This window comes from Pantoea dispersa (assembly GCF_019890955.1).
Taxonomy (GTDB): domain Bacteria; phylum Pseudomonadota; class Gammaproteobacteria; order Enterobacterales; family Enterobacteriaceae; genus Pantoea; species Pantoea dispersa.
Window position 1 is genome coordinate 3211232 of sequence record NZ_CP082346.1, and the last position, 24162, is coordinate 3235393.

Sequence of the window (24162 nt, forward strand, 5' to 3'; positions counted from 1 at the left end):
TTTCCCTATGCAAGCTGCATCGCGAGTTTTATCGAGATCGCCATGCTCGCAGAGTTCGCTTTACCTGTCCAGGCGATATCAAATGCCGTGCCGTGGTCGGCGGAAGTGCGGATAAACGGCAGTCCCGCCGTGATGTTGACGCCATCGTAAAAGCCAAGCAGTTTCAACGGGATATGCCCCTGATCGTGGTACATCGCCACCACCATATCGTACTGCCCCTGCTGGCACTGTAAAAACACCGTATCCGGCGGGCACGGGCCATAGACATCAATGCCCTGCTGCTTCATTGCCTGGATGGCTGGTGTCACCGTGGTGATCTCTTCATCACCAAACAGGCCATTCTCGCCCGCGTGCGGATTGACCCCGGCGACCGCGATGCGCGGTTGGTCATAGCCCACGCGGCGCAGGAAGCTGTCAGCCATGCCGATCACCGTCTGAATACGTTCGCCGTTCAGCGTGTCGAGGAACTTACGCAGCGCGATGTGCGTGGTCACGTGGATCACTTTCAGATGGTCGGTATACAGCACCATGGCGTAATTTTTGGTCTGGGTCAGCTGTGCCAGCAGTTCAGTGTGGCCGGGATAAAGGTGGCCCGCCGCGTGCAGCGCCTCTTTGTTCAGCGGGGCGGTGGCAATCGCCTGCACGTCGCCCGCCAGCGCCAGTTCGGTGGCGCGCTTCACGCAGCGCCAGGCCAGATCGCCGGCCTGCTTCTGCACCCTGCCCGGCTGCAGCGCATCAGGATCGGCCAGCGGCTCATCGATGACGTTAATGATGCCCGGTGCGAAATGCGCATCCTGCACGCTGTCCAGCACGCGCAGCTCGGCCTGCGGCGTAATGTTCAGCGCCAGCACCCGACGCAGCGTCGCGGCACAGCCGACCACCACCGCCGGAATGCCCGCCAGCTCCCCTTCTGCCAGCGCTTTAATGATGATTTCCGGGCTGATGCCCGCCGGATCGCCCATGGTCACCGCAATAGTGTTATTCACTCGACTTCTCCTCAATAAAACGAATGGCTTCTGCCAGGGTGTTTTCATCACCAAAGCCACCCGCTTTGGTCATCACCGGCAGGTGTAATTCACTGTTAAGCAGAACCCCGTGCGGTACACAGCCCGCCACCTGGCCCTGAATCTGAAAGCCGCTGGCCCCGAGTGCCTGCGCCACCGCGATGGCCACGTCACCGCCGGAAAGAAACAGGCCGGCAGGCTGAATGTGCGCGCAGACGGCGCGCGTGAGCTGCGCCAGAAACTGGCAGATGCGCTCGCCGAGCTGCTGGCGCGTAATCTGCTGCTGCTGACACAGCTGCGCAATCGCGTAGCGCTGATCAGCCTGTTGCGTGGTGCGTACCACACAGTGCACGCCCTCGCGCAGCGCCTGGACCATCGCCTGCTGCCAGGCCGCCGCCTGCGGCCATGCCGGTGTGGCAAACAGCTGGCAAATATCAATATCAATCAAGCGGATGTCACGCTGGCTGGCGAGCCGGGCGATTTGCTGCTGCGCCATGGCGCTCATCGAACCGACTATCGCCAGCACCGGGCGAGAGGGCCGCGCAGCAAGATGCGCACCCAGCGCATCGCTTAACCCGGACGCGCCGACCAGCAGCGGACGTTCCGGCAGCGTCGCGGCCGCCGCGATAATAGTGTCGATATCCGCCTGCAGTTCCGCGTCCAGTACCAGCAGTCCCTGACTGGTCGCCAGCCGTGCGGCCAGCGTGCCGCTGCGTACCGTGGCAAGATCGATCTGCTCGCCCGGCAGGTCGCATTGCATCTGCAGCCGCGTCAGCACGTTACTGCTGGTCACCGGGGTTTTGGGATCGCTGGCAAATTCGGTATCAGTCAGGCGCTGTTGATGGATCCACACTTCCCCGCCGCGCGTGATGCGGCCCAGCTTTGGCACCGCCGGCACCACCAGCGCCAGCCGTTTCGCGCTGACCTGCAGCGCGGCAGCCACCTCAGCGCCTGGATTGCCGCGCAGCGTTGAGTCAATTTTCTTAAACAGCCAGCCGTGTTGCGCTATCTGCTGATGCGGCTGCATGGCGGCATGTGTACGGCTGGCGGCTTCCGCTGCGCTCACCGCACGGCTATCGGTGCTGATCACCAGCACATCCGCTGCGCCGGCATCCGGGGGCGTCAGGTTATTGAACAGCACGTGGACGCGCGCGCCGGCCAGCGCGAAGCCGCTGCCTGCGTCATTGGCACCGGTAAAATCGTCGGCAATCACCAGAACGGGCGTTTTCCATGGCGATGAAGTCATTCTCTCTCCTGTCACGGCCCCTTGCCGTGCTGCATTTGATTATATTCAATCATGATTGATTATATGTGAGCAAGATCAAATTAATTGAAATCGATATCGCCTATAAATTTAGCCTCAGAAAGGGATACACCCCGCACAGCATTGAGCAAACCTAATCATAATGTGCAAAACCGTTATAAGGGCATGACATGAATATCAACAGCACCGTGATCAGTGGCTATCAGGCTCTGAACGATCTCAGCTATTTACTGCAGGATAAGCAGAAGGCGTTGCTGGTCACGGATAAAAACATTCTGGGTATTCCGGCGGTGCAGGCGCTTATCGCCCGGCTGCAGCAGCAGATCGCCAGCCTGAGCCTGGTTGATACGGTGCCGCCCGAACCGAGCCAGCATGATGTGGCGGCGATTGTTGCGGCGCTGCCGCACGGCGACGTCGATCTGGTGATCGGCATTGGCGGCGGCAGCGTGCTGGATGTGGCGAAGCTGCTGTCCGTGTTGTGCGTAGCCGATGCGCCAACCCTGACGGCGCTGCTGGCCGGTGAGAAGCCGCACACGCGTACCGCTTCTTTACTGATCCCGACCACGGCCGGCACCGGCTCGGAAGCCACGCCCAATGCCATCCTTGCCATTCCGGAGAAAGAGACCAAAGTCGGTATTATTTCGCCGGTGATGCTGCCGGACTACGTGGCGCTGATTCCGGAACTGACCACCAGCATGCCGGCGCACATCGCCTCGTCGACCGGGATTGATGCGCTGTGCCACCTGATTGAGTGCTTCACCGCCACCGTGGCCAATCCGGTGAGTGATAACTATGCGCTGATCGGCATGAAAAAGCTGTTCGCCAGCCTCGAAAAGACCCTTGCCGAACCGGACAACCTGGAAGCACGGCTGAATATGTTGTGGGCGTCTTACTACGGCGGAGCGGCGATCGCCCATGCCGGGACACATCTGGTGCACGCCATGTCGTATCCGCTGGGCGGCAAGTACCATCTGCCGCACGGCGTGGCCAACGCCATTCTGCTGGCGCCGTGTATGCAGTTTGTGCGTCCGGCGGCGGTGAGCAAGTTCGCGCAGGCCTACGATCTGCTGCCGGATGCCGATAGCACACTGGATGAAGAGGCTAAATCGCACGCGCTGGTGGCCTATTTCGCCGCGCTGGTGCAGCGCCTTAAACTGCCTGCCAGCCTGGAAGCGCTGGGCATCGGGCCGGATCATCTGCCGTATCTGGTCGAAGCCGCGCTGGACGTGCAGCGCCTGATGAAGAATGTACCGATGAAAGTCAGCGCCGACGATGTGCGCAACGTCTACCTGACGCTGTTTCCGGCATTAAATCACTCAGCATGAGCGGGGAAATTATGAGCAACACCATTCAGGGCGTACTGACCGCCATCGTCACCACTTTTGATCGCGACGGAGCCTATAATCCTGCCGCGCAGCGTGAACAGATTCGGCGTCAGCTTAGCGCCGGTAACGGTATTTTCTGCGGCGGCACCAACGGGGAATTTTTCGTGCTGAACGAGCAGGAGAAGCTGGCGGTGACCGAGACCTGCGTCGACGAAGTAAACGGCACTGCACCGGTGGTGGCGCACATTGGCGAGATCTCGACGCGTGAGACTATCCGGCTGGGCAGGCAGGTAGCAAAGCTGGGTGTGGATGCCGTCTCGGTGATCACCCCTTACTTTGTCCCGCTTAAACAGGAAGAGCTGATTGATCACTACCGCGCCGTGGCCGACGCCCTCGACGTCCCGCTGTTTCTCTACAACATTCCGGCGCGCACCGGTAATACGCTGCAGCCGGAAACCGTGCGCACGCTGGCAGCGCATCCCAACATCATTGGCATCAAAGACAGCGCCGGCAGCTACGAAAGCCTGAGCGGCTTTCTGCAGGCAGCGGCAGGTATTGCGCATTTCAATGTACTGAACGGGCCGGATTCACTGATTCATCAGGGCTTCGTCGATGGCTGCTCCGCCTGTATTTCCGGGCTGGCTAACGTGGCACCGAAAGAGATTAACGCCATCTGGGCGCGCTTCCATGCCGGTGACATCGCCGGATCGCGCGCCGCTCAGGAGAACGTCACCGGCCTGCGTACCGATCTCTACAGCATTGGTTTTTCCCCGGCGGCGGTGAAAAAAGCCGTGGCGCTGCTCGGCTATGAGGTCGGCGACAGCCGCTATGCGGTGCGCTTCTCTGCGGAGGAAGAGCAGAAGATCCGCCAGATCGTGAATCAGTATTTGCAGTAAAGCCTGGAAATTTAAAGCACTTACCGCACGCAGCTGTGGTAGCGGCGCGATTCATCGCGCAATACAGGCGCCGCTACCCCCTGCCGCCATCAGGGTTAGGGTTAATCTGACGGTGGCGGGTCGGATTCAGGCAGCGATGGCTGCTGTTATTAACACCGGGACGCATTTGCTATGAAAGTCATCTGTACTTCACCTTCGTTCGCCCGCTACGACGCCGCGCCGATCGACACACTGCGCCAGCAGGGCTTTGAGCTGATTACGCTGCCCGCCGACGCACCGCTCAGCGCGCTGGCGCCGCATCTCGCCGACACCGTCGCCCTGATCGTGGCCTTTACCGAGGTCAACGATGCGCTGCTGTCGCTGGCACCGCAGCTGAAAATTGTCTGCAAGCACGGCGTGGGCGTCGATAACATCGACCTCGACGCAACCCGTGCGCGCGGTATTTACGTGACGAACGTGCCGGACGCGAACAAACACGCGGTTGCCGATTTCGCCTTTGCGCTGATTCTCAATAGCGCGCGCCAGATCACCACCGCCGCAATAGAGACCCGCGCCGGCCACTGGCCGCGCATTTTTGCCACCGACGTCTACGGCAAAACGCTCGGCATCATCGGCCTGGGCAATATCGGTAAGCAGGTGGCACTGCGCGCTAAAGGCTTCAATATGCGCATCCTCGCCTTCGATTTTTATCCCGATGACGCCTTCGCCGCCGAACACGGCGTGACGTTTGTCAGCCTCGATCAGCTGACGGAGCACAGCGACTTCATCACCTTACATATGCCGCTCACCGACCAGACACAAAACCTGTTCGACGCTGCGCGCCTGAAGCGCATGAAGAAGAGCGCGTTTCTCATCAACGCGTCACGCGGTGGCGTGGTGAATGAGCAGGATCTCTACCAGGCGTTGCAGGATAACGTGATTGCCGGTGCGGCGGCGGATGTCTTTGTGCAGGAACCGCTGGCGCAGCATCCGCTGTTCACCCTGAGCAACTTTATCCCCACGGCGCACCTTGCCGGATATACCGACGGTGCTATCAGCGCCATCGGCGAACGCTGCGTGACGCAGATTGTGCAGTGTATAAAACAGGGCGAACGCCCGATGAATGTCATGAACGGGCTGGCCTGACGCCGCCCTCCTCTGTCACCCTTTTCGCGTGGATAATGATTATGACCAACACCGCACGCTCAACACGCATCAGATGGTGGATCGCCGGCCTGATGTGGCTGGCCATTGCCATTAACTATATTGATCGTACCGTACTCTCTGCCGCCGCACCGCACCTGATTACCGAGCTCGACATCAATCCAGAGATGATGGGCTTTATCATGGCGGCATTTTTCTGGTCCTACGCGCTGTTGCAGATCCCGGCAGGCTGGTTTGCCGACCGCTTCGGCCAGAAAAAAGGCCTCGGCATCGCTGTCGGCTGGTGGTCGATCGCCACCATGGCGATGGGGCTCGCCACCGGCTTTAAATCGCTGCTGGCGCTGCGTCTGGCGCTCGGCGTGGGTGAAGCAGCGGCTTATCCCAGCAACGCCGGTATTACCGCGCGCTGGTTCCCGGATCGCGAGCGCGCCACCGTCTCCGGCCTGTTCGACAGCGCATCAAAATTTGGCGGGGCCGTCGCCATGCCGCTGATCGTCTTTATGATCGCGCTGTTCGACTGGCGTCTGACCTTTCTGGCGATTGGTGCCGTCGGGCTGATCTGGGTCATCGCCTGGTACTTCATTTATGCCGAGAACCCGGAAGACCACAAAGCGATCAGCACCGATGAAGTGCGCCTGATCCGCGATGGCCAGGCGCAGAAGCACGGCGATAAGAACGTGCGGCCGATGAAGTGGTACAAGCTGCTGCGCTACCGCAACATCTGGGCGATGTGTATTGGCTTCTTCACCATCAATTACACTTCCTACTTCTTTATCACCTGGCTGCCAACCTACCTGGTGAAAGACAAAGGGATGGATTTCCTGAAAATGGGCATGGTGGCGGCGCTGCCGCTGATCTGCGGTATGGTGATTGAGGTGCTGGCGGGCTGGGCGTCGGACCGTATGGTGCACAAAAAAGTGCTGTCGCTGACCGCCACGCGCAAGCTGTTTCTGACGATTGGCCTGCTGATGGCGCTGTGCATCGGGTTCGCGCCGTTCACCGATTCCGTGTTCATGACGGTACTGCTGCTATGTATTGCTAAGTCCGGCACCACCGTCGCGGCCTCTCAGGTGTGGGCGCTGCCGGGCGATGTTGCGCCCACCAACAGCGTGTCAATTGTTGCCGGGCTGCAGAATACCGTCTCCAATATGGGCGGCGCGGTCGGACCAATCATTACCGGCGCTATCGTCGGTGCCACCGGCCACTTTACCTGGGCGCTGGTGTTCTCGGCGGTGCTGGTAGTGATCGGAATCCTTAACTACCTGTTCCTGCTCGGCAAGGTCGAACCGATTGTGGATGAGGAACCTTTATCCCACGCCCGTTCCGCCATTAACGGCGTGTAACCTGCGCAACGACAGTGGCGCCCCGGCTGCGGGCGCCCGTTAACGGCCGGCCATAAACCGGCGATAAGCAGCAATCACCGCGAGAAAATCCTCCACGCCGCAGAACGACAGGCTCTCCTCATCGTAATAAGTCATGCCCTCTTCCAGGCCGTCATCCTCTAACGCCAGCTGATTGGCGCGGATCATCACCTCTTCTTCATCCAGCCACAGCGTATATTCGTGCCCGACGCGCTGCCACTGCTGCTGCGTGCCTTTGACTGTACGCACCGCGGCTTCGACTTCATCCAGCAGCGCAACGTTCTCTTTCACCTCTTCATTGAACCAGTGCCCCACCGCTTCGTGGTCCATCGACATGCGTACCCGGACCTGACCGGTCACGTCACGCAGAAATTCATATTCCATGTTGGCCTCATACCTGTGGCGCGCCAGACGGCACGCTTTCGTGCATTTTGTGCGCAGCGCGCGCAAGAAAGTGGGATCGCGCTCGCATTATGCCTGGAGACGGCGAGGGAAAAAAGCGCATAAAAAAAGGGACGATGCGCTCGTCCCTTTTTCACTGGCAGGCGTATTTTACACCGCGGTCTGGAAAATCACTCCATCCGCTTTTTCGGTGTACTGGCCCAGCTGATCGAAGTTCAGGTAGCGGTAGGTGTCGGCAGCGGTTTTATCCACCTGCACCATAAACTGCTGATACTCGTCCGGCGTAGGCAGTTTACCCAGCAGGGAAGCGACCGCGGCCAGCTCGGCTGATGCCAGGAACACATTGGCACCGGTACCCAGACGGTTCGGGAAGTTACGGGTCGAGGTGGAAACCACCGTCGCGCCGTCTTTCACGCGCGCCTGGTTACCCATGCACAGTGAACAGCCCGGAATCTCGATACGCGCACCGCTCTTACCAAAGACGCTGTAGTAGCCCTCTTCTGTCAGCTGCGCGGCATCCATCTTGGTTGGCGGCGCTACCCACAGGCGGGTCGGCAGCTGGCCTTTGTGCGCGTCCAGCAGTTTACCTGCCGCACGGAAGTGACCGATGTTGGTCATGCACGAACCGATGAATACTTCGTCGATCTTCTCGCCCTGCACGTCAGACAGCCAGCGTGCGTCGTCCGGATCGTTCGGCGCACACAGGATGGGCTCTTTGATTTCCGCCAGATCGATTTCGATCACCGCTGCGTATTCCGCATCGGCATCGGCTTCCAGCAGTTGCGGATCGGCCAGCCATTTTTCCATGCCCTGGATACGGCGCTCCAGCGTACGACGGTCGCCGTAGCCTTCGGAGATCATCCACTTCAGCAGTACGATGTTGGAGTTCAGATACTCGATGATCGGCTCTTTATCCAGCTTGATGGTACAACCCGCCGCAGAACGCTCGGCCGAGGCATCGGTCAGCTCAAACGCCTGCTCAACTTTCAGCTTCGGCAGACCTTCGATTTCCAGCACGCGACCGGAAAAGATGTTTTTCTTGCCTTTCTTCTCAACGGTCAGCAGGCCCTGCTTGATGGCGTACAGCGGAATCGCGTGCACCAGATCGCGCAGCGTGATGCCCGGCTGCATTTCGCCTTTGAAGCGCACCAGCACTGACTCCGGCATATCCAGAGGCATAACGCCCGTCGCGGCGGCAAACGCCACCAGACCAGAACCGGCCGGGAACGAGATGCCAATCGGGAAGCGGGTGTGTGAGTCACCGCCGGTGCCGACGGTATCCGGCAGCAGCATACGGTTCAGCCAGCTGTGAATCACGCCATCGCCCGGACGCAGCGAGACACCGCCACGGTTCATGATGAAGTCCGGCAGCGTGTGGTGTGTGGTGACATCGACCGGCTTCGGATAAGCGGCGGTGTGACAGAAGGACTGCATCACCAGATCGGAGGAGAAGCCCAGACACGCCAGATCTTTCAGTTCATCACGGGTCATCGGACCGGTGGTGTCCTGAGAGCCGACCGAAGTCATTTTTGGTTCACAGTAGGCGCCAGGACGAATCCCTGCCACGCCACAGGCGCGGCCCACCATTTTCTGCGCCAGCGAGTAACCACGGTTGCTTTCAGCCACATCTTTGGCTTTGGTGAACACATCGCTGTGCGGCAGACCCAGCGACTCACGCGCTTTGGTGGTCAGGCCGCGACCGATAATCAGCGGAATACGGCCACCGGCGCGCACTTCATCCAGCAGCACGTCGGTTTTCAGCGCAAAGGTCGCCAGCAGTTCATTGGTCTCGTGATTGCGTACTTCACCCTTGTAAGGGTAAACGTCAATCACATCGCCCATGTTCAGGCGCTCAACGTCGAGTTCGATCGGCAGCGCGCCGGCATCTTCCATGGTGTTGAAGAAGATCGGCGCGATTTTACCGCCGAGGCACAGACCGCCGCCTTTTTTGTTCGGCACATACGGAATGTCGTCACCCATGAACCACAGCACTGAGTTGGTCGCGGACTTACGTGAAGAACCGGTACCAACCACGTCACCGACGTAGGTCAGCGGGAAGCCTTTCTGCTGCAGAGCTTCAATCTGTTTGATCGGGCCAATGTTGCCAGCATCGTCGGGTTCGATGCCGTCACGTGGGTTTTTCAGCATTGCCAGCGCGTGCAGTGGAATATCCGGACGTGACCATGCATCCGGCGCCGGAGAGAGGTCGTCGGTGTTGGTTTCGCCGGTCACTTTGAACACGGTGGTAGTGATTTTTTCTGCCAGCTTAGGACGCTTGAGGAACCATTCTGCATCAGCCCAGGACTGGAGGATTTTCTTCGCGTGGGGATTACCCGCTTTGGCTTTCTCTTCGACGTCGTAGAAGTTATCGAACATCAGCAGCGTGTGGGACAGTGCTTCAGCGGCAATCGGTGCCAGAGCCTCATCGTCAAGCGCCTCGATCAGCGCATGGATGTTGTAGCCGCCCTGCATGGTGCCCAGCAGTTCGACTGCTTTTTCACGAGTGACCAGAGGAGAGTGGGCTTCGCCCTTTGCGATAGCTGCCAGGAATCCGGCTTTTACATACGCCGCTTCATCAACACCCGGCGGGACACGGTTGACCAGCAGGTCAGTCAGGAATTCTTCTTCACCCGCTGGCGGGTTTTTCAGCAGTTCAACCAGCGCGGCCATCTGGGAAGCATCTAACGGCTTAGGTACGATTCCCTGGGCAGCACGCTCGGCAACGTGCTTACGGTATTCTTCTAGCACGACGTTCTCCTCGCTCTCATTGTATAGCTTTCCGGTGCACCTGTTGATGCTGTCAAACAGTAGGGTGAGGTGCCCGGTTCTGCGTCGGCCAGCATAGCAGGATTTCGGCTGATTGTTAATCCGTTTACAAAAAAGCAACATCCGCGCGTTATTTAGCAGATTTGACTGCGCTTTGCGCCAGGAGAGAAGCCAGAACGGCTCTAATAGTGCCTGTTCGCGCCTGTGCCGATAGCCAGTGGAACCAGGTTGTAGCGCGTAATTTGTTGCATTCGGCCTTCACAACGCGAATCCATAACCTGCAATCCCCTTTCGGGCCGGTTCATTCACTTTTGGTTATGTGCTGATGCGCTTGCACTAAACGGCTACCGTTCAGCTTCCCACACACGTTTTCCTGAGGAAAAATTAATACCACATCACCTGATAAATATTGAACGTGATGCCTTGCGCGCATTTAATTAATTATCAACGCAGTGCCGGTTTAAATTAACCTTTAAACTTAGCCACTCAATTAAAATACACCTTTAAAAAATAACTGCGATTTAAAAAAGAGATAAAAAATAAAAGAGGAAATGATAAATAAATAGCGTAGACTGCCTGCGGGTGCTTGAGGCTATCTGCCTTAAGATCTGCAAAAGAAATTGGGGTGGATGGTGGAAGGTGAACCGTGCGATTAATTTTCATTAACCGCACGGGTGAGCCACTACCCAAAACACCCAGACAGTGTCAGGGTAGTGGCTTGCTCGTGCTAATGCAAGGAGTAAGTGATTATGAAGGTGAAATTCAGCACGCTGATTATCAGCGGGCTCATCCTGTTAGGTTTATGCCTGGCAAATCGCAGTTCACTGTGTGAATTACGATTGCGGATATTCGCGGCTGAATTATCGGCTGTCATGGCTTACGAAGCACAACAGTAAACTTCAATAGCGGAGGGTTTCCTCCGCTATTCCGGCATCGTTTAAGGTGATGCTCCTGCGCCCGCTTTCATCTATTCAACTTACGTTTTCAATTAATAAAAAAACGGCTCCTTACAGGAGCCGTTAATTAACCTAAGCCTCAGGCGAACTTATTTCTTTTTCGCTTTCGGATTTGGCAGGTCAGTAATGCTACCTTCAAACACTTCCGCCGCCAGGCCAACCGATTCGTGCAGGGTTGGGTGCGCGTGGATGGTCAGCGCGATATCTTCGGCATCACAACCCATCTCGATAGCCAGACCGATTTCACCCAGCAGCTCGCCGCCGTTGGTACCGACAATCGCGCCACCAATAACACGGTGCGTCTCTTTGTCGAAGATCAGTTTGGTCATACCGTCTGCGCAGTCAGACGCGATAGCACGGCCCGATGCCGCCCACGGGAAGGTGGACACTTCGTAGCTGATGCCTTTCTCTTTGGCTTCTTTCTCGGTCAGACCCACCCAGGCCACTTCTGGCTCGGTGTAGGCGATAGAAGGGATCACTTTCGGGTCGAAGTAGTGCTTCAGACCGGAAATCACTTCTGCCGCCACGTGACCTTCGTGCACGCCTTTGTGCGCCAGCATTGGCTGACCGACGATGTCACCGATAGCATAGATGTGTGGCACGTTGGTGCGCATCTGTTTGTCGACGCGGATAAAGCCGCGATCGTCCACTTCCACGCCTGCTTTGCCAGCATCCAGACCTTTACCGTTCGGTACACGGCCAATCGCCACCAGCACTGCGTCGTAACGCTGTGGTTCAGCCGGCGCTTTTTTACCTTCCATTGATACGTAGATACCGTCGTCTTTCGCTTCTACCGCGGTGACTTTGGTTTCCAGCATCAGGTTGAATTTCTTACTGATACGCTTGGTGAACACTTTCACCACGTCTTTATCGGCGGCCGGGATCACCTGGTCAAACATCTCGACCACGTCGATCTCTGAACCCAGCGCATGGTAGACGGTACCCATCTCCAGACCGATGATGCCGCCGCCCATAACCAGCAGACGCTTCGGAACTTCTTTCAGCTCCAGCGCATCGGTAGAGTCCCACACGCGCGGATCGTTATGTGGAATGAAGGGCAGTTCGATAGGACGCGAGCCAGCAGCAATAATGGCGTTATCGAAGTTGATGGTGGTTGCGCCGCCCTCTCCTTCCACTACCAGCGTGTTAGCACCGGTGAATTTACCCAGACCGTTGACCACTTTCACTTTGCGGCCTTTTGCCATGCCAGCCAGACCACCGGTCAGCTGAGTGATGACTTTCTCTTTCCAGGTACGGATTTTGTTGATGTCAGTCTGCGGCTGGCCAAACACGATACCGTGCTCTTCCAGAGCTTTAGCTTCTTCGATGACTTTCGCCACGTGCAGCAGCGCTTTTGACGGGATACAGCCGACGTTCAGACAGACACCGCCGAGGGTGCTGTAGCGCTCAACCAGTACGGTTTCCAGACCTAAATCAGCGCAACGGAAGGCTGCAGAGTAACCTGCAGGACCTGCCCCAAGTACCACGACTTGAGTTTTAATCTCTGTACTCATCATGACCTCTTGTTAGATTGCCGGCGGTCAAAAGCGACCCTTTCCCAGGCTCTTGATGCCCTATCTCCACCGGGACATTTCACCGCGAGAGTTTACAGAATTGTTAACAAACTGCCAACCGCGGCAACTCCGAATGCTTACAACAAGGCCGGCATTTGCCGGCCTTGATTAATGTCACATCACCAGACGGCGAATATCAGACAGCATATTGTTAATGATGGTGATGAAGCGCGCACCATCCGCACCGTCGATGACGCGGTGGTCGAACGACAGCGAAATCGGCATCATCAGGCGCGGAGCGAACTCTTTGCCGTTCCACACCGGCTCCATCGCCGACTTAGACACCCCGAGGATAGCCACTTCCGGCGCGTTAACAATTGGCGCGAAGTGCGTGGTGCCGAGGCCGCCAAGGCTGGAGATGGTGAAGCAGCCGCCCTGCATATCGCTGGCGGTCAGTTTGCCATCACGCGCTTTCTTCGACGTCGCCATCAGCTCACGCGACAGCTCAGTGATGCCTTTCTTGTTCACGTCTTTGAACACCGGAACCACCAGACCGTTTGGCGTATCGACCGCCACACCGATGTTGATGTACTTTTTCAGGGTCAGCTTCTGGCCATCTTCCGACAGCGAGCTGTTGAAACGTGGCATCTGCTCCAGTGCCGCGGCGACCGCTTTCATGATGAACACCACCGGGGTGAACTTCACATCCAGCTTGCGCTTCTCGGCTTCCGCATTCTGCTGCTTACGGAACGCTTCCAGATCGGTGATATCGGTTTTGTCGAAGTGGGTCACATGCGGAATCATTACCCAGTTACGGCTCAGGTTAGCACCCGAGATTTTCTGGATACGACCCAGTTCCACTTCTTCGATTTCACCGAACTTGCTGAAGTCCACTTTCGGCCATGGCAGCATGCCCGGAATACCGCCGGCTGCGGCCGCAGCCGGTGCCGCTTCAGCGCGTTTCACCGCGTCTTTCACGTAAGCCTGCACGTCCTCTTTGAGGATGCGACCTTTACGGCCGGTGCCTTTGACTTTCGCCAGGTTAACACCGAACTCGCGCGCCAGGCGACGAATCACCGGCGTAGCGTGCACGTAAGCGTCGTTTTCAGCAAATTCGCTCTTCGCATCGGCTTTCGCCGCTGCTGGCGCAGGTACAGCTGCCGGTTTGGCTTCTGCAGCGGGTGCGGCTTCCTGTTTCGCTGCCGGTGCCGCAGTAGCCGGCGCAGCGCCTTCTACTTCGAACACCATGATAAGCGAACCGGTGCTGACTTTATCGCCGGTAGCCACTTTCAGCGCTTTAACCGTACCGGCAAACGGCGCCGGAACTTCCATTGACGCTTTATCGCCTTCCACTACGATCAGTGACTGCTCAGCCTCAACTTTATCGCCTACTTTGACCAGCACTTCGGTGACTTCCACTTCGTCGCCGCCGATATCCGGGACGTTAACGTCTTTGGCACCCGCAGCCGCGGCTGGCGCGGAGGCCGCCGCTTCTTTCACGGCAGGTTTGGCAGCCGCTGCTGGCGCCGCGCCTTCGGCTTCAAAGATCATGATCAATGAACCGGTGTTCACCTTGTCGCCCGTGGCGATTTTGATCTCTTTCACCACACCGGCAAACGGTGCAGGCACTTCCATTGAGGCTTTGTCGCCTTCGACGGTGATCAGCGATTGTTCTGCCGCCACTTTGTCGCCCACTTTAACCAGAATTTCGGTGACTTCGACTTCATCGCCGCCGATATCCGGGACGTTAACGTCTTTCGCTTCGCTGGCGGCGGCCGCAGCAGGTGCCGCTTCCGCTGGTTTCTCTTCGGCGGCCGGTGCCTCAGCAGCTGCACCTTCGGTGTCGAAAATCATGATCAGTGAACCGGTATTCACTTTGTCACCGGTCGCGATTTTGATCTCTTTAACCACGCCGGCCTGCGGCGAAGGTACTTCCATCGAGGCTTTATCGCCTTCCACGGTGATCAGCGACTGTTCGGCTTCAACCTTGTCGCCCACCTTGACCAGAATCTCGGTGACTTCAACTTCGTCTGACCCGATATCCGGTACGTTAATTTCGATAGCCATTACTCTCTTACCTCTTAAGCCAGACGCGGGTTAACTTTATCGGCATCGATGTTGAATTTCGCGATCGCATCCGCCACCACTTTCTTCTCGATTTCGCCGCGTTTAGCCAGTTCACCCAGGGCTGCAACCACTACGTATGACGCATCCACTTCGAAGTGGTGACGCAGGTTTTCGCGGCTGTCTGAACGGCCGAAACCATCGGTACCCAGCACGCGGTAATCGCTGGCTGGCACGTAGCTGCGAACCTGCTCTGCGAACAGCTTCATGTAGTCGGTCGATGCCACCGCCGGCGCGTCGTTCATCACCTGAGCGATGTACGGTACGCGTGGCGTTTCCGTTGGGTGCAGCATGTTCCAGCGCTCACAATCCTGACCGTCGCGTGCCAGCTCGGTGAACGAGGTCACGCTGTAGACGTCAGAACCGATGCCGTAATCCTTCGCCAGGATCTGTGCCGCTTCGCGCACGTGACGCAGGATGGAACCTGAGCCCAGCAGCTGCACTTTGCCTTTGCTGCCTTCTACCGTCTCCAGCTTGTAGATACCCTTACGGATACCCTCTTCCGCACCCTGCGGCATCGCAGGCATGTGGTAGTTTTCGTTCAGCGTGGTGATGTAGTAGTAAATATTTTCCTGCGCTTCGCCGTACATACGTACCAGACCGTCATGCATGATGACTGCCACTTCGTACGCGTAAGACGGATCGTAAGAGATACAGTTCGGGATAGTCAGCGACTGAATGTGGCTGTGACCATCTTCGTGCTGCAGACCTTCGCCGTTCAGCGTGGTACGACCGGACGTGCCGCCCACCAGGAAGCCGCGCGCCTGCTGGTCGCCTGCCAGCCACATCAGATCGCCGATGCGCTGGAAACCAAACATCGAATAGTAGATGTAGAACGGAATCATCGGCAGGTTGTTGGTGCTGTAAGAGGTCGCCGCCGCCAGCCAGGAAGACCCTGCGCCCAGCTCGTTGATCCCTTCCTGCAGAATCTGGCCTTTCTCGTCTTCTTTATAGTAAGCAACCTGCTCACGGTCCTGCGGCGTATACTGCTGGCCGTTCGGGCTGTAGATACCAATCTGACGGAACAGACCTTCCATACCAAAGGTACGCGCTTCGTCCGCGAGGATCGGCACCAGACGATCTTTGATCGACTTGTTCTTCAGCATCACATTCAGCGCACGCACGAAGGCGATGGTGGTAGAGATCTCTTTGCTCTGCTCTTCCAGCAGCGCACTGAACTCTTCCAGCGCCGGCATTTCCAGCTTTTCGCTGAACTCAGCCTGACGGGTTGGCAGGTAGCCACCCAGCTTCTCGCGCTGGCCGTGCAGGTAGTTGTACTCTTCTGAGCCTTTTTCGAAGGTCACATACGGCAGCTGTTCGATCTTGTCGTCAGCCACTGGCACGTTGAAGCGATCGCGGATGTAGCGAACGCCATCCATGTTCATCTTCTTAACCTGGTGCGCGATGTTCTTACCTTCCGCGGTGTCACCCATACCATAGCCTTTGATGGTATGCGCCAGAATCAGCGTTGGCTGACCTTTGGTCTCCTGCGCTTTCTTCAGTGCCGCGTAGATTTTCTTCGGATCGTGACCACCACGGTTCAGGGCGAAGATCTCTTCGTCTGACCAGTCTTTCACCAGCGCTGCGGTCTCCGGGTATTTACCGAAGAAGTGTTCGCGCACATACGCACCGTCGCGTGATTTGAAGGTCTGATAGTCGCCGTCAACGGTTTCATTCATCAGCTGAATCAGCTTGCCGCTGGTGTCTTTCTTCAGCAGCTCGTCCCAGCGTCCGCCCCAGATCACTTTGATCACGTTCCAGCCAGCACCGGCAAAGATGCCTTCCAGCTCGTTGATGATCTTACCGTTACCGGTGACCGGACCGTCGAGACGCTGCAGGTTACAGTTGATGATGAACACCAGGTTATCCAGCTTCTCACGGGTAGCGATGGTGATCGCCCCTTTGGATTCTGGTTCGTCCATCTCGCCATCGCCAAGGAAGGCGTAAACGGTCTGCTTAGAGGTATCTTTCAGGCCGCGGTGTTCCAGATATTTCAGGAACTTCGCCTGATAGATGGCGTTCAGTGGGCCGAGACCCATCGACACGGTCGGGAACTGCCAGAAGTCCGGCATCAGTTTTGGATGCGGATAGGAAGAGAGACCGTTGCCGTGGACTTCCTGACGGAAGTTGTTCATCTGCTCTTCAGTCAGACGTCCTTCAAGGAACGCACGCGAGTAGATGCCCGGAGAAATGTGGCCCTGGAAATAGACCAGATCGCCGCCATCCTGCTCGCTACGCGCGCGGAAGAAGTGGTTGAAGCACACTTCATAAATGGTGGCAGAAGACTGGAAAGACGACAGGTGACCACCCAGCTCCAGATCTTTCTTCGACGCACGCAGAACCGACATAATGGCGTTCCAGCGGATTGCGGAACGGATACGACGTTCAAGAGAGGTGTTCCCCGGATATTCCGGCTCATCTTCGACCGCAATGGAGTTGATGTAGTTGCTGACGGCGTTGCCGCCCGCTGCCACTTTCACACCGCCTTTGCGTGCAGCACTCAATACCTGATCAATCAGATACTGCGCGCGCTCAACACCTTCTTCACGGATGACCGATTCGATCGCCTGTAGCCAGTCACGAGTTTCGATCGGATCCACGTCATTCTGTAAACGTTCTGACATGGGGTGTATTCCTTATCTGTGTCTAATACGTTGAATTATCAGGAGCCTGTCTGCTTGTGCTTTGCTTCTGATTCACAGCACAAGAAGACAGGCCCGTCGTTTATGTCGCACGTTCATTGCCGTGCGTTATTCCTTACGTTGCTGTAAACGACGCAGGGAGCGTTCACGACGGCTCTGCTCCCGACTTCTGTCCAGCAAGATTTCCTCAATGAACGCCAGGTGACGATGGGATGCCTCGCGTGCTTGTTCTGGCTCACGAGCCACAATCGCCTCAAAGATACTGGCGCGGTGACCGCTCACTTTCGCCAGCATTTCGCGGCGAGCGTAGAGCAATTCGAAATTCTGACGGACGTTCTGTTCCAGCATAGGGCCCATCGAACGCAGCAAATGCAGCAGCACCACATTATGGGCGGCTTCTGTGACAGCGATCTGATACTTCATCACCGCATCGGCCTCAGCATCTAAATCGCCGCTGTCCTGCGCCTGCTGGATGTTGACGTGACAGTCGCGAATACGCTGCAGGTCTTCATCGGTGCCGCGCAGCGCAGCGTAGTAGGCCGCAACGCCTTCCAGCGCATGGCGGGTTTCCAGCAGGTCAAACTGGGATTCAGGATGTTCAGCAAGCAGGCCGACCAGCGGGTCGCTCAGGCTTTGCCAGAGATTCTGCTGTACGAAGGTGCCACCACCCTGACGGCGCAGTAGCAGGCCTTTGGCTTCCAGACTCTGGATCGCTTCGCGCAGCGATGGACGTGAGACATCAAACTGTTTGGCCAGTTCACGCTCGGGAAGCAGTTTTTCACCCGGCTGGAGCGTCCCTTCCATAATCAGGGATTCCAGCTGCTGCTCGATTGCATCGGAGAGCTTGGGTTGGCGAATTTTACTGTAGGCCATCATCCCTTCTTATGAACCAAACGTCCGGAGTAAATTGGTAATACCAATTGAAAAATGGTGCCCGTAAAGTAACAAAGTATTCACCTTGTGTCTATATGGCCCCCCGCACACTTTCACCGCAGACACCGGTTACCGTGCGCTAACTTACCGGGATCTGGCAGAAAAGCGTCTCAGCGCGGCAAATGTTAACAGATTTCACTTTTACCAAACCTTACACTGCATTAGCGCGCACCAGGCTGCGTAGCCATAAGCGAATGCTATTCGTGTTTAAGCCTTATTCATGGCAGAAATAGCGCAAGGGAAGCGCAGAGGATGCTGCTGCTTTTTCAGCCATCTCTCAGCACAAAAAGCAAAAGCAGGTGCAAAGCGGCGCGCTTATCACTATTCTGGTCGCCAGGGTAGCTCAGGCTTGCACACAGCCCGCCGGATACCGTAAAGAAAAACGTACACAGATAGAACAGCCTTACAGTACGCGCACTGCAGGTGCACAATAACAACATCATGAGGTTTGTATGGAACAACAGCATGGCGAAACGCTGCATCGCGGCCTGAAAAATCGCCATATTCAGCTGATTGCGCTGGGCGGTGCCGTCGGTACCGGTCTGTTTCTGGGCAGCGCATCAGTGATTAAATCGGCCGGTCCGGCCGTGATTCTCGGCTATGCCATCGCCGGTTTTATTGCCTTCCTGATCATGCGCCAGCTCGGCGAAATGGTGGTGGAAGAGCCGGTGGCCGGCAGCTTTAGCCACTTCGCCTATAAATACTGGGGCAACTTTGCCGGCTTTGCCTCCGGCTGGAACTACTGGGTGCTGTATGTGCTGGTGGCGATGGCTGAACTCACCGCCGTCGGCAAATATATTCAGTTCTGGTGGCCGGAATTCCCCACCTGGGCCACTGCGGCTATCTTCTTTGTGGTGATCAACGCCATCAACCTGACCAACGTCAAAGTGTTCGGTGAGATGGAGTTCTGGTTCGCGATTATCAAAGTGGTGGCGGTCATCGGTATGATCCTGTTTGGCGGCTGGCTGCTGTTTAGCGGCAACGGCGGCCCACAGGCCAGCGTCAGCAACCTGTGGAACCAGGGCGGTTTCCTGCCACACGGCGTCAGCGGGCTGGTGATGATGATGGCGATCATCATGTTCTCCTTCGGTGGCCTTGAACTGGTGGGTATCACCGCCGCAGAAGCCGACAATCCACAAGAGAGCATCCCTAAAGCCACCAACCAGGTGCTGTGGCGTATCCTGATTTTCTACATCGGCTCGCTGGCGGTGTTGCTCTCCCTGCTGCCATGGACGCGCGTCACCGAAGAGACCAGCCCGTTTGTACTGATCTTCCACGAACTGGGCGATGCGCTGGTGGCGAATGCGCTCAACGTGGTGATCCTGACCGCCGCGCTGTCGGTGTATAACAGCTGTGTTTACTGTAACAGCCGCATGCTGTTCGGCCTCGCGCAGCAGGGCAACGCGCCAAAAGCGCTGCTGAAAGTGGACCGTCGTGGCGTGCCGGTGGCGACCATTCTGGTCTCGGCGGTAGCCACTGCGCTGTGCGTGTTGATTAACTATCTGATGCCGGGCGAAGCCTTCGGCCTGCTGATGTCGCTGGTGGTCTCCGCGCTGGTCATCAACTGGGCGATGATCAGCCTCGCGCACCTGAAATTCCGCAAGAAAAAAGACCAGCAGGGCGTGACCACCCGTTTCAGGGCGGTGCTGTATCCGCTGGGTAACTGGATCTGCCTGCTGTTCCTGGCGGCCATTCTGGTGATCATGCTAATGACGCCGGGCATGGCGATTTCAGTGTGGCTGATTCCGGTGTGGCTGCTGGTGCTGGCCGTGGGTTATACCGTTAAAAATCGGGTGCAGAAAGCCTGATGCTTCACCGGGCCCGGCACGCTGCTGCCGGGCCGATCCGCTTCACACTTTTCCCCGCCCGCGTATTTTGTCCATCATCCTGACCGATTGTTCCCCACCAGGTTACTGATTTAACGCTGATAATTTTTGCTCCACTTGTCGCAGGAGACGACTGATGAAAGGAGCAGCCCTCTCGTTCAGAGAAAAACTGGGATACGGCATGGGTGACGCCGGATGCAACATGATCGGCGGTGCCATCATGCTGTTCCTCAACTACTTCTACACCGACGTATTTGGCCTTGCTCCGGCGCTGGTCGGCACGCTGTTGCTGTCGGTACGGGTGCTGGATGCGGTGACCGACCCGATAATGGGCGCGATTGCCGACCGCACGCAGAGCCGCTGGGGACGCTTTCGCCCGTGGCTGCTATGGATATCGCTGCCCTACGTGCTATTCAGCGTGCTGATGTTTACCACCCCGGACTGGAGCTACGACAACAAGGTGATCTGGGCATTTGTCACCTATTTCCTGATGTCGCTGACCTACACCGCCATCAATATTCCTTACTGCTCGCTGGGCGGCGTCATCACTAACGATCCCGGTGAACGCGTCTCCTGCCAGTCATACCGCTTTGTCATGGTGGGCATCGCCACGCTGATCCTCTCGCTGTCGCTGCTGCCGATGGCCGAGTGGTTTGGCGGCGACAACAAAGCGCGCGGCTATCAGCTGGCGATGAGCGTGCTGGCGCTGATTGGCCTGGTGATGTTTCTGTTCTGTTTTGCCACGGTGCGCGAGCGTATTCGTCCGGCGGTACCGAGCAACGATGATCTGAAGAAAGATTTGCGCGATGTATGGAAGAACGATCAGTGGGTGCGCATTCTGCTGCTGACGTTCTGTAATGTCTGCCCCGGTTTTATTCGCATGGCCGCCACCATGTATTACGTCACCTGGGTGATGGGCCAGTCGACGCACTTTGCGACGCTGTTTATCAGCCTGGGCGTCATCGGCATGATGCTGGGCAGCACACTGGCGAAAGTCCTCACCGATCGCTGGTGCAAGCTGAAGGTGTTTTTCTGGACCAACATTGCGCTGGCGCTGTTCTCCAGCGGCTTTTACTGGATCGATCCGCACGCCACCGTCACCGTGGTAATTGCTTATTTCCTGCTGAACATCCTGCACCAAATCCCGTCGCCGCTGCACTGGTCACTAATGGCTGATGTCGATGACTACGGCGAATGGAAAACCGGTAAACGCATCACCGGGATCAGCTTCTCCGGCAACCTGTTTTTCCTCAAGGTCGGGCTGGCGGTAGCGGGTGCCATGGTCGGCTTTTTATTGTCGATGTATGGCTATGACGCAGCGGCGAAGCAGCAGTCTGCCAGCGCGCTCAACGGTATTGTGCTGCTGTTTACCCTGATCCCCGGCGTCGGCTATCTGATCACCGCCGGCGTGGTGCGCCTGCTGAAAGTGGACCGCGCGCTGATGCGCACCATCCAGCAGGATCTCGCCCTGCGTCGCGCCAACTTCCATGACCTGTCTGCCCCCGTTCGCCGCGCAACCTCACAACCAGGAGAAATTAAATGAGCTGGCCTAACCCGTTTATTACGCAACGTGCCGATCCGTTTATTTTGCGCCACGGCGATGGCTACTACTTTATCGCTTCGGTGCCCGAGTACGATCGACTGGAGCTGCGCTATGCCAGCACGCTTAACGGCCTGATTACCGCCCCGGCCACAACTGTGTGGCGTAAACCGGACAGCGGTCCCTGCAGCGCCCTGATCTGGGCACCGGAACTGCACGTGATCAATGGCCAGTGGGTGATTTACTTTGCCGCCGCGCCGTCCCGCGAAATCAAAGAGGGGCTGTTTCAGCACCGTATGTACGCGCTGGTATGTGATGATGCCGATCCACTCAGCGGTCACTGGCAGCCGTGCCGCCGCGTGCAAACCCACCTCGATACCTTCGCCCTCGACGCCACCCACTTCGTACATCAGGGTAAAAACTGGTATCTGTGGGCGCAAAAAGACCCGGCCATTCCCGGTAACTCCAACCTTTATCTGGCGGAATTACTGAATCCGTGGACGCTGAAAACCCAGCCGCTGATGCTCAGCCGGCCGGAGTATGAGTGGGAGTGTGCCGGCTTTAGCGTTAATGAGGGACCCGCAGTGATTCGCCATGGCGAGCGGCTGTTTGTCACCTACTCAGCCAGCGCCACGGACGAAAATTACTGCCTCGGCATACTGAGTATTGACGCGCAGGCCGATCCGCTCGACATCAGCGCATGGCATAAATCGGCGCGGCCGGTATTTGCCACCAGCTGGGATAATCACCAGTACGGTCCGGGGCATAACAGTTTCACCGTGGATGAAGCAGGACGGGATGTGCTGGTGTATCACGCACGGAATTACACCGAAATTGAGGGCGATCCGCTGTGGGATCCCAACCGCCATACGCGGCTTAAATATTTTGCCTGGCGCGAAGACGGCACACCGGATTTCGGCGTGCCGCCTGCCGATCACACTAACGTGCCGTAGATAGTCAGCAGCGCCACTACCACGACCAGTACCAGCGAAACGCGTTTGGCCAGCGCCACGGCGACCCGTGGCGTTTCCACTTTATCCAGATGCGGATCGCGCGCCAGCGAGAACTGCGCCAGGCTGGTCAGCACCTGATACTGTGGACGATGCACATCGCTGAGCGCGGCAAACCATGCCGGCAGCGCACGCTCGCCGTGGCCGAGCAGCGCATAAGCCACACCGGCCAGCCGCACCGGAATCCAGTCCAGCACGTGCAGAATGCGATCGATGCCGGACTGTGCGCGTTCCAGCGGGGAACGGTGTTTTGCCAGCCAGCTCTGCCAGGCGCGCAGAAACGCATACCCCACCAGCAACACTGGCCCGTAAGGGCCACCGACCACAAACCAGAACAGCGGCGCAAGATAGAAGCGGAAATTAATCCAGATCAGCGCGTTTTGCAGCGCCTGCAGAAATTCGCGCTCGCTACAGTCAACCGGCACGCCGTGAATCAGCGTCAGCTCTGCGGCCATCGCCTGATGGGCCGCTTCATCATCGTGGCTCGCCGCTTTAAGATACTGGTGGTAATGCAGCCGCACCGAGCCGGCACCAATGCACAGCAAACCGACCACAATCCAGAACAGCAGCTGCGCCACGCCAAACAGAATGCCCTTCAGGCTCCACACCACCAGCCAGACCAGCAGCATGGCGATCACGGTCATCAGCAGCGTACGCAGCAACGAGAAGCGCTGGCGACCGCGAAACAGCGGCTCAAGCCGATGATCCAGCTGCCAGTGTTCACCTAATTTAAAAAGGCGTTCCCAACCCAAAACTAACAACAAACTAAACAACGTCATACCTGCTCCTGCGGTGTCAGGGGTGCTCCTGCCCGATAGCCTGTTTATAGCGTATCCAGTCAAATGCCGGACCGGGATCGGTCTTGCGTTCCGGCGCAACATCGCTGTGACCGGTGATACGCTGCGGCGTCAGCGGATAATGCTGCATCAGCAGGCGGGTAACCTGCTGCAGCGTAGCGTACTGAGCATCGGTGTAGGGCAGCGTGTCAGTGCCTTCCAGCTCAATGCCCATGGAAAAATCGTTGCAGTTTTCCCGTCCGGCAAACTGCGAAATGCCGGCATGCCAGGCGCGCTGGTCAAAGGAAACATACTGTACCAGCTCACCGTCACGGCGAATCAGACAGTGCGCCGCCACGCGTAACTGGGCGATATCCGCAAAATAGGGATGCGCATCGGCGGGTAGCGTCCCGGTGAACAGCCGGTCGATCCACGGACCGCCAAATTCGCCCGGCGGCAGACTGATGTTATGAATGATCAGCAGCGACGGCGCTTCGTTATCCGGCCGCGCATTAAAGTGCGGCGACGGCACCTTGCGTGCGCTCGTGATCCAGCCGTGTTCCAGTTTCATGCCTGTTATCCTGAACAAAATCTGGCTGAGAATACCATGATTCCACCTCGCTGCTTGTGACTTAATGCGTTATGGCACCAGCAAGTTAAGGATACTAAACATTTCACCT

General features: G+C 57.4%; 18 protein-coding genes. 8 read left to right on the forward strand and 10 right to left on the reverse strand.

All coding sequences use genetic code 11. The annotated features are described in order from the left end of the window. Nucleotides 1–5 precede the first annotated feature (5 nt). Both K7H94_RS15120 and dtnK read right to left on the reverse strand, forming a co-directional pair. Entirely contained in the window at nt 6–986 is a 981-nt protein-coding gene (locus K7H94_RS15120) for a D-threonate 4-phosphate dehydrogenase (RefSeq protein ID WP_222951273.1), read from the reverse strand. Further along, the gene (gene dtnK, locus K7H94_RS15125; protein ID WP_222951274.1) at nt 979–2250 is read right to left on the reverse strand and encodes a D-threonate kinase; all 1272 of its coding nucleotides are present in this window, start codon (nt 2248–2250) and stop codon (nt 979–981) included. The genes K7H94_RS15120 and dtnK overlap by 8 nt, the downstream gene beginning before the upstream one ends. A 188-nt stretch (nt 2251–2438) precedes the next feature. On the opposite strand from dtnK, the gene K7H94_RS15130 reads away from it, so the two are divergent. From K7H94_RS15130 to K7H94_RS15145, 4 genes are all read left to right on the forward strand, one after another. Further along, complete coding sequence (locus K7H94_RS15130) at nt 2439–3593, forward strand: iron-containing alcohol dehydrogenase (protein WP_222951275.1); 1155 nt, start codon at nt 2439–2441, stop codon at nt 3591–3593. A gap of 11 nt (nt 3594–3604) precedes the next feature. Further along, complete coding sequence (locus K7H94_RS15135) at nt 3605–4489, forward strand: dihydrodipicolinate synthase family protein (protein WP_150360704.1); 885 nt, start codon at nt 3605–3607, stop codon at nt 4487–4489. A gap of 171 nt (nt 4490–4660) precedes the next feature. Next, nucleotides 4661–5614 (forward strand): phosphoglycerate dehydrogenase, encoded by a 954-nt coding sequence (locus tag K7H94_RS15140; protein ID WP_058770607.1) that lies wholly within the window; start codon nt 4661–4663, stop codon nt 5612–5614. 41 nt (nt 5615–5655) lie between these two features. Next, a complete protein-coding gene (locus K7H94_RS15145) occupies nt 5656–6975 on the forward strand; it encodes an MFS transporter (RefSeq protein WP_058780450.1) in 1320 nt (439 codons plus the stop codon). Between the two features lie 39 nt (nt 6976–7014). Here the strand turns inward: K7H94_RS15145 and yacL are convergent, their stop codons facing one another. Next, nucleotides 7015–7377 (reverse strand): protein YacL, encoded by a 363-nt coding sequence (gene yacL, locus K7H94_RS15150; RefSeq protein WP_222951276.1) that lies wholly within the window; start codon nt 7375–7377, stop codon nt 7015–7017. 168 nt (nt 7378–7545) lie between these two features. Beyond that, nucleotides 7546–10143: a bifunctional aconitate hydratase 2/2-methylisocitrate dehydratase gene (gene acnB / locus K7H94_RS15155; RefSeq protein ID WP_152999258.1), complete on the reverse strand. Its 2598-nt coding sequence runs from the start codon at nt 10141–10143 to the stop codon at nt 7546–7548. Between the two features lie 767 nt (nt 10144–10910). Between acnB and K7H94_RS23305 the strand changes: the two genes are divergently transcribed. Then, nucleotides 10911–11057 (forward strand): Hok/Gef family protein, encoded by a 147-nt coding sequence (locus K7H94_RS23305; RefSeq protein WP_021314460.1) that lies wholly within the window; start codon nt 10911–10913, stop codon nt 11055–11057. Nucleotides 11058–11206: 149 nt separating this feature from the next. Here K7H94_RS23305 and lpdA read toward each other — a convergent pair whose 3' ends face one another. The 4 genes from lpdA to pdhR form a co-directional block, all read right to left on the reverse strand. Further along, on the reverse strand, nt 11207–12631 hold the full coding sequence (gene lpdA / locus K7H94_RS15165; protein ID WP_021507536.1) for a dihydrolipoyl dehydrogenase: 1425 nt from the start codon (nt 12629–12631) through the stop codon (nt 11207–11209). A gap of 174 nt (nt 12632–12805) precedes the next feature. Next, nucleotides 12806–14698 (reverse strand): pyruvate dehydrogenase complex dihydrolipoyllysine-residue acetyltransferase, encoded by a 1893-nt coding sequence (aceF, locus tag K7H94_RS15170; RefSeq protein WP_222951277.1) that lies wholly within the window; start codon nt 14696–14698, stop codon nt 12806–12808. Nucleotides 14699–14712: 14 nt separating this feature from the next. Beyond that, nucleotides 14713–17379: a pyruvate dehydrogenase (acetyl-transferring), homodimeric type gene (gene aceE, locus K7H94_RS15175; RefSeq protein ID WP_021507538.1), complete on the reverse strand. Its 2667-nt coding sequence runs from the start codon at nt 17377–17379 to the stop codon at nt 14713–14715. 126 nt (nt 17380–17505) lie between these two features. Further along, a complete protein-coding gene (pdhR, locus tag K7H94_RS15180) occupies nt 17506–18270 on the reverse strand; it encodes a pyruvate dehydrogenase complex transcriptional repressor PdhR (RefSeq protein ID WP_021507539.1) in 765 nt (254 codons plus the stop codon). A gap of 512 nt (nt 18271–18782) precedes the next feature. Here pdhR and aroP point away from each other — a divergent pair. The 3 genes from aroP to K7H94_RS15195 all read left to right on the forward strand — a co-directional run bounded on the left by aroP (nt 18783) and on the right by K7H94_RS15195 (nt 22649). Next, the gene (aroP, locus tag K7H94_RS15185; protein WP_058759500.1) at nt 18783–20138 is read left to right on the forward strand and encodes an aromatic amino acid transporter AroP; all 1356 of its coding nucleotides are present in this window, start codon (nt 18783–18785) and stop codon (nt 20136–20138) included. A 154-nt stretch (nt 20139–20292) separates the two neighbouring features. Continuing rightward, nucleotides 20293–21699 carry a glycoside-pentoside-hexuronide (GPH):cation symporter gene (locus K7H94_RS15190; RefSeq protein WP_031279699.1) on the forward strand — a complete coding sequence of 469 codons (1407 nt, stop codon included), beginning with the start codon at nt 20293–20295 and terminating at the stop codon, nt 21697–21699. Next, the gene (locus K7H94_RS15195; RefSeq protein ID WP_211726681.1) at nt 21696–22649 is read left to right on the forward strand and encodes a glycoside hydrolase family 43 protein; all 954 of its coding nucleotides are present in this window, start codon (nt 21696–21698) and stop codon (nt 22647–22649) included. The genes K7H94_RS15190 and K7H94_RS15195 overlap by 4 nt, the downstream gene beginning before the upstream one ends. Here the strand turns inward: K7H94_RS15195 and ampE are convergent. Both ampE and ampD read right to left on the reverse strand, forming a co-directional pair. Beyond that, on the reverse strand, nt 22631–23485 hold the full coding sequence (ampE, locus tag K7H94_RS15200) for a beta-lactamase regulator AmpE (protein ID WP_031279700.1): 855 nt from the start codon (nt 23483–23485) through the stop codon (nt 22631–22633). The two genes, K7H94_RS15195 and ampE, sit on opposite strands and share 19 nt — an antisense overlap. Nucleotides 23486–23501: 16 nt before the next feature. Beyond that, nucleotides 23502–24053, reverse strand: a complete 552-nt coding sequence (ampD, locus tag K7H94_RS15205; protein ID WP_010618114.1) for a 1,6-anhydro-N-acetylmuramyl-L-alanine amidase AmpD — start codon at nt 24051–24053, stop codon at nt 23502–23504. Nucleotides 24054–24162: the final 109 nt, after the last annotated feature.

Coding starts and splice junctions, on each gene's coding strand:
- dtnK (WP_222951274.1), bottom strand. CDS start 2,250: ATGACTTCATCGCCATGGAAAACGCCCGTTCTGGTGATTGCCGACGAT.
- K7H94_RS15130 (WP_222951275.1), top strand. CDS start 2,439: ATGAATATCAACAGCACCGTGATCAGTGGCTATCAGGCTCTGAACGAT.
- K7H94_RS15135 (WP_150360704.1), top strand. CDS start 3,605: ATGAGCAACACCATTCAGGGCGTACTGACCGCCATCGTCACCACTTTT.
- K7H94_RS15140 (WP_058770607.1), top strand. CDS start 4,661: ATGAAAGTCATCTGTACTTCACCTTCGTTCGCCCGCTACGACGCCGCG.
- K7H94_RS15145 (WP_058780450.1), top strand. CDS start 5,656: ATGACCAACACCGCACGCTCAACACGCATCAGATGGTGGATCGCCGGC.
- yacL (WP_222951276.1), bottom strand. CDS start 7,377: ATGGAATATGAATTTCTGCGTGACGTGACCGGTCAGGTCCGGGTACGC.
- K7H94_RS23305 (WP_021314460.1), top strand. CDS start 10,911: ATGAAGGTGAAATTCAGCACGCTGATTATCAGCGGGCTCATCCTGTTA.
- lpdA (WP_021507536.1), bottom strand. CDS start 12,631: ATGAGTACAGAGATTAAAACTCAAGTCGTGGTACTTGGGGCAGGTCCT.
- aceF (WP_222951277.1), bottom strand. CDS start 14,698: ATGGCTATCGAAATTAACGTACCGGATATCGGGTCAGACGAAGTTGAA.
- aceE (WP_021507538.1), bottom strand. CDS start 17,379: ATGTCAGAACGTTTACAGAATGACGTGGATCCGATCGAAACTCGTGAC.
- pdhR (WP_021507539.1), bottom strand. CDS start 18,270: ATGGCCTACAGTAAAATTCGCCAACCCAAGCTCTCCGATGCAATCGAG.
- aroP (WP_058759500.1), top strand. CDS start 18,783: ATGGAACAACAGCATGGCGAAACGCTGCATCGCGGCCTGAAAAATCGC.
- K7H94_RS15190 (WP_031279699.1), top strand. CDS start 20,293: ATGAAAGGAGCAGCCCTCTCGTTCAGAGAAAAACTGGGATACGGCATG.
- K7H94_RS15195 (WP_211726681.1), top strand. CDS start 21,696: ATGAGCTGGCCTAACCCGTTTATTACGCAACGTGCCGATCCGTTTATT.
- ampE (WP_031279700.1), bottom strand. CDS start 23,485: ATGACGTTGTTTAGTTTGTTGTTAGTTTTGGGTTGGGAACGCCTTTTT.
- ampD (WP_010618114.1), bottom strand. CDS start 24,053: ATGAAACTGGAACACGGCTGGATCACGAGCGCACGCAAGGTGCCGTCG.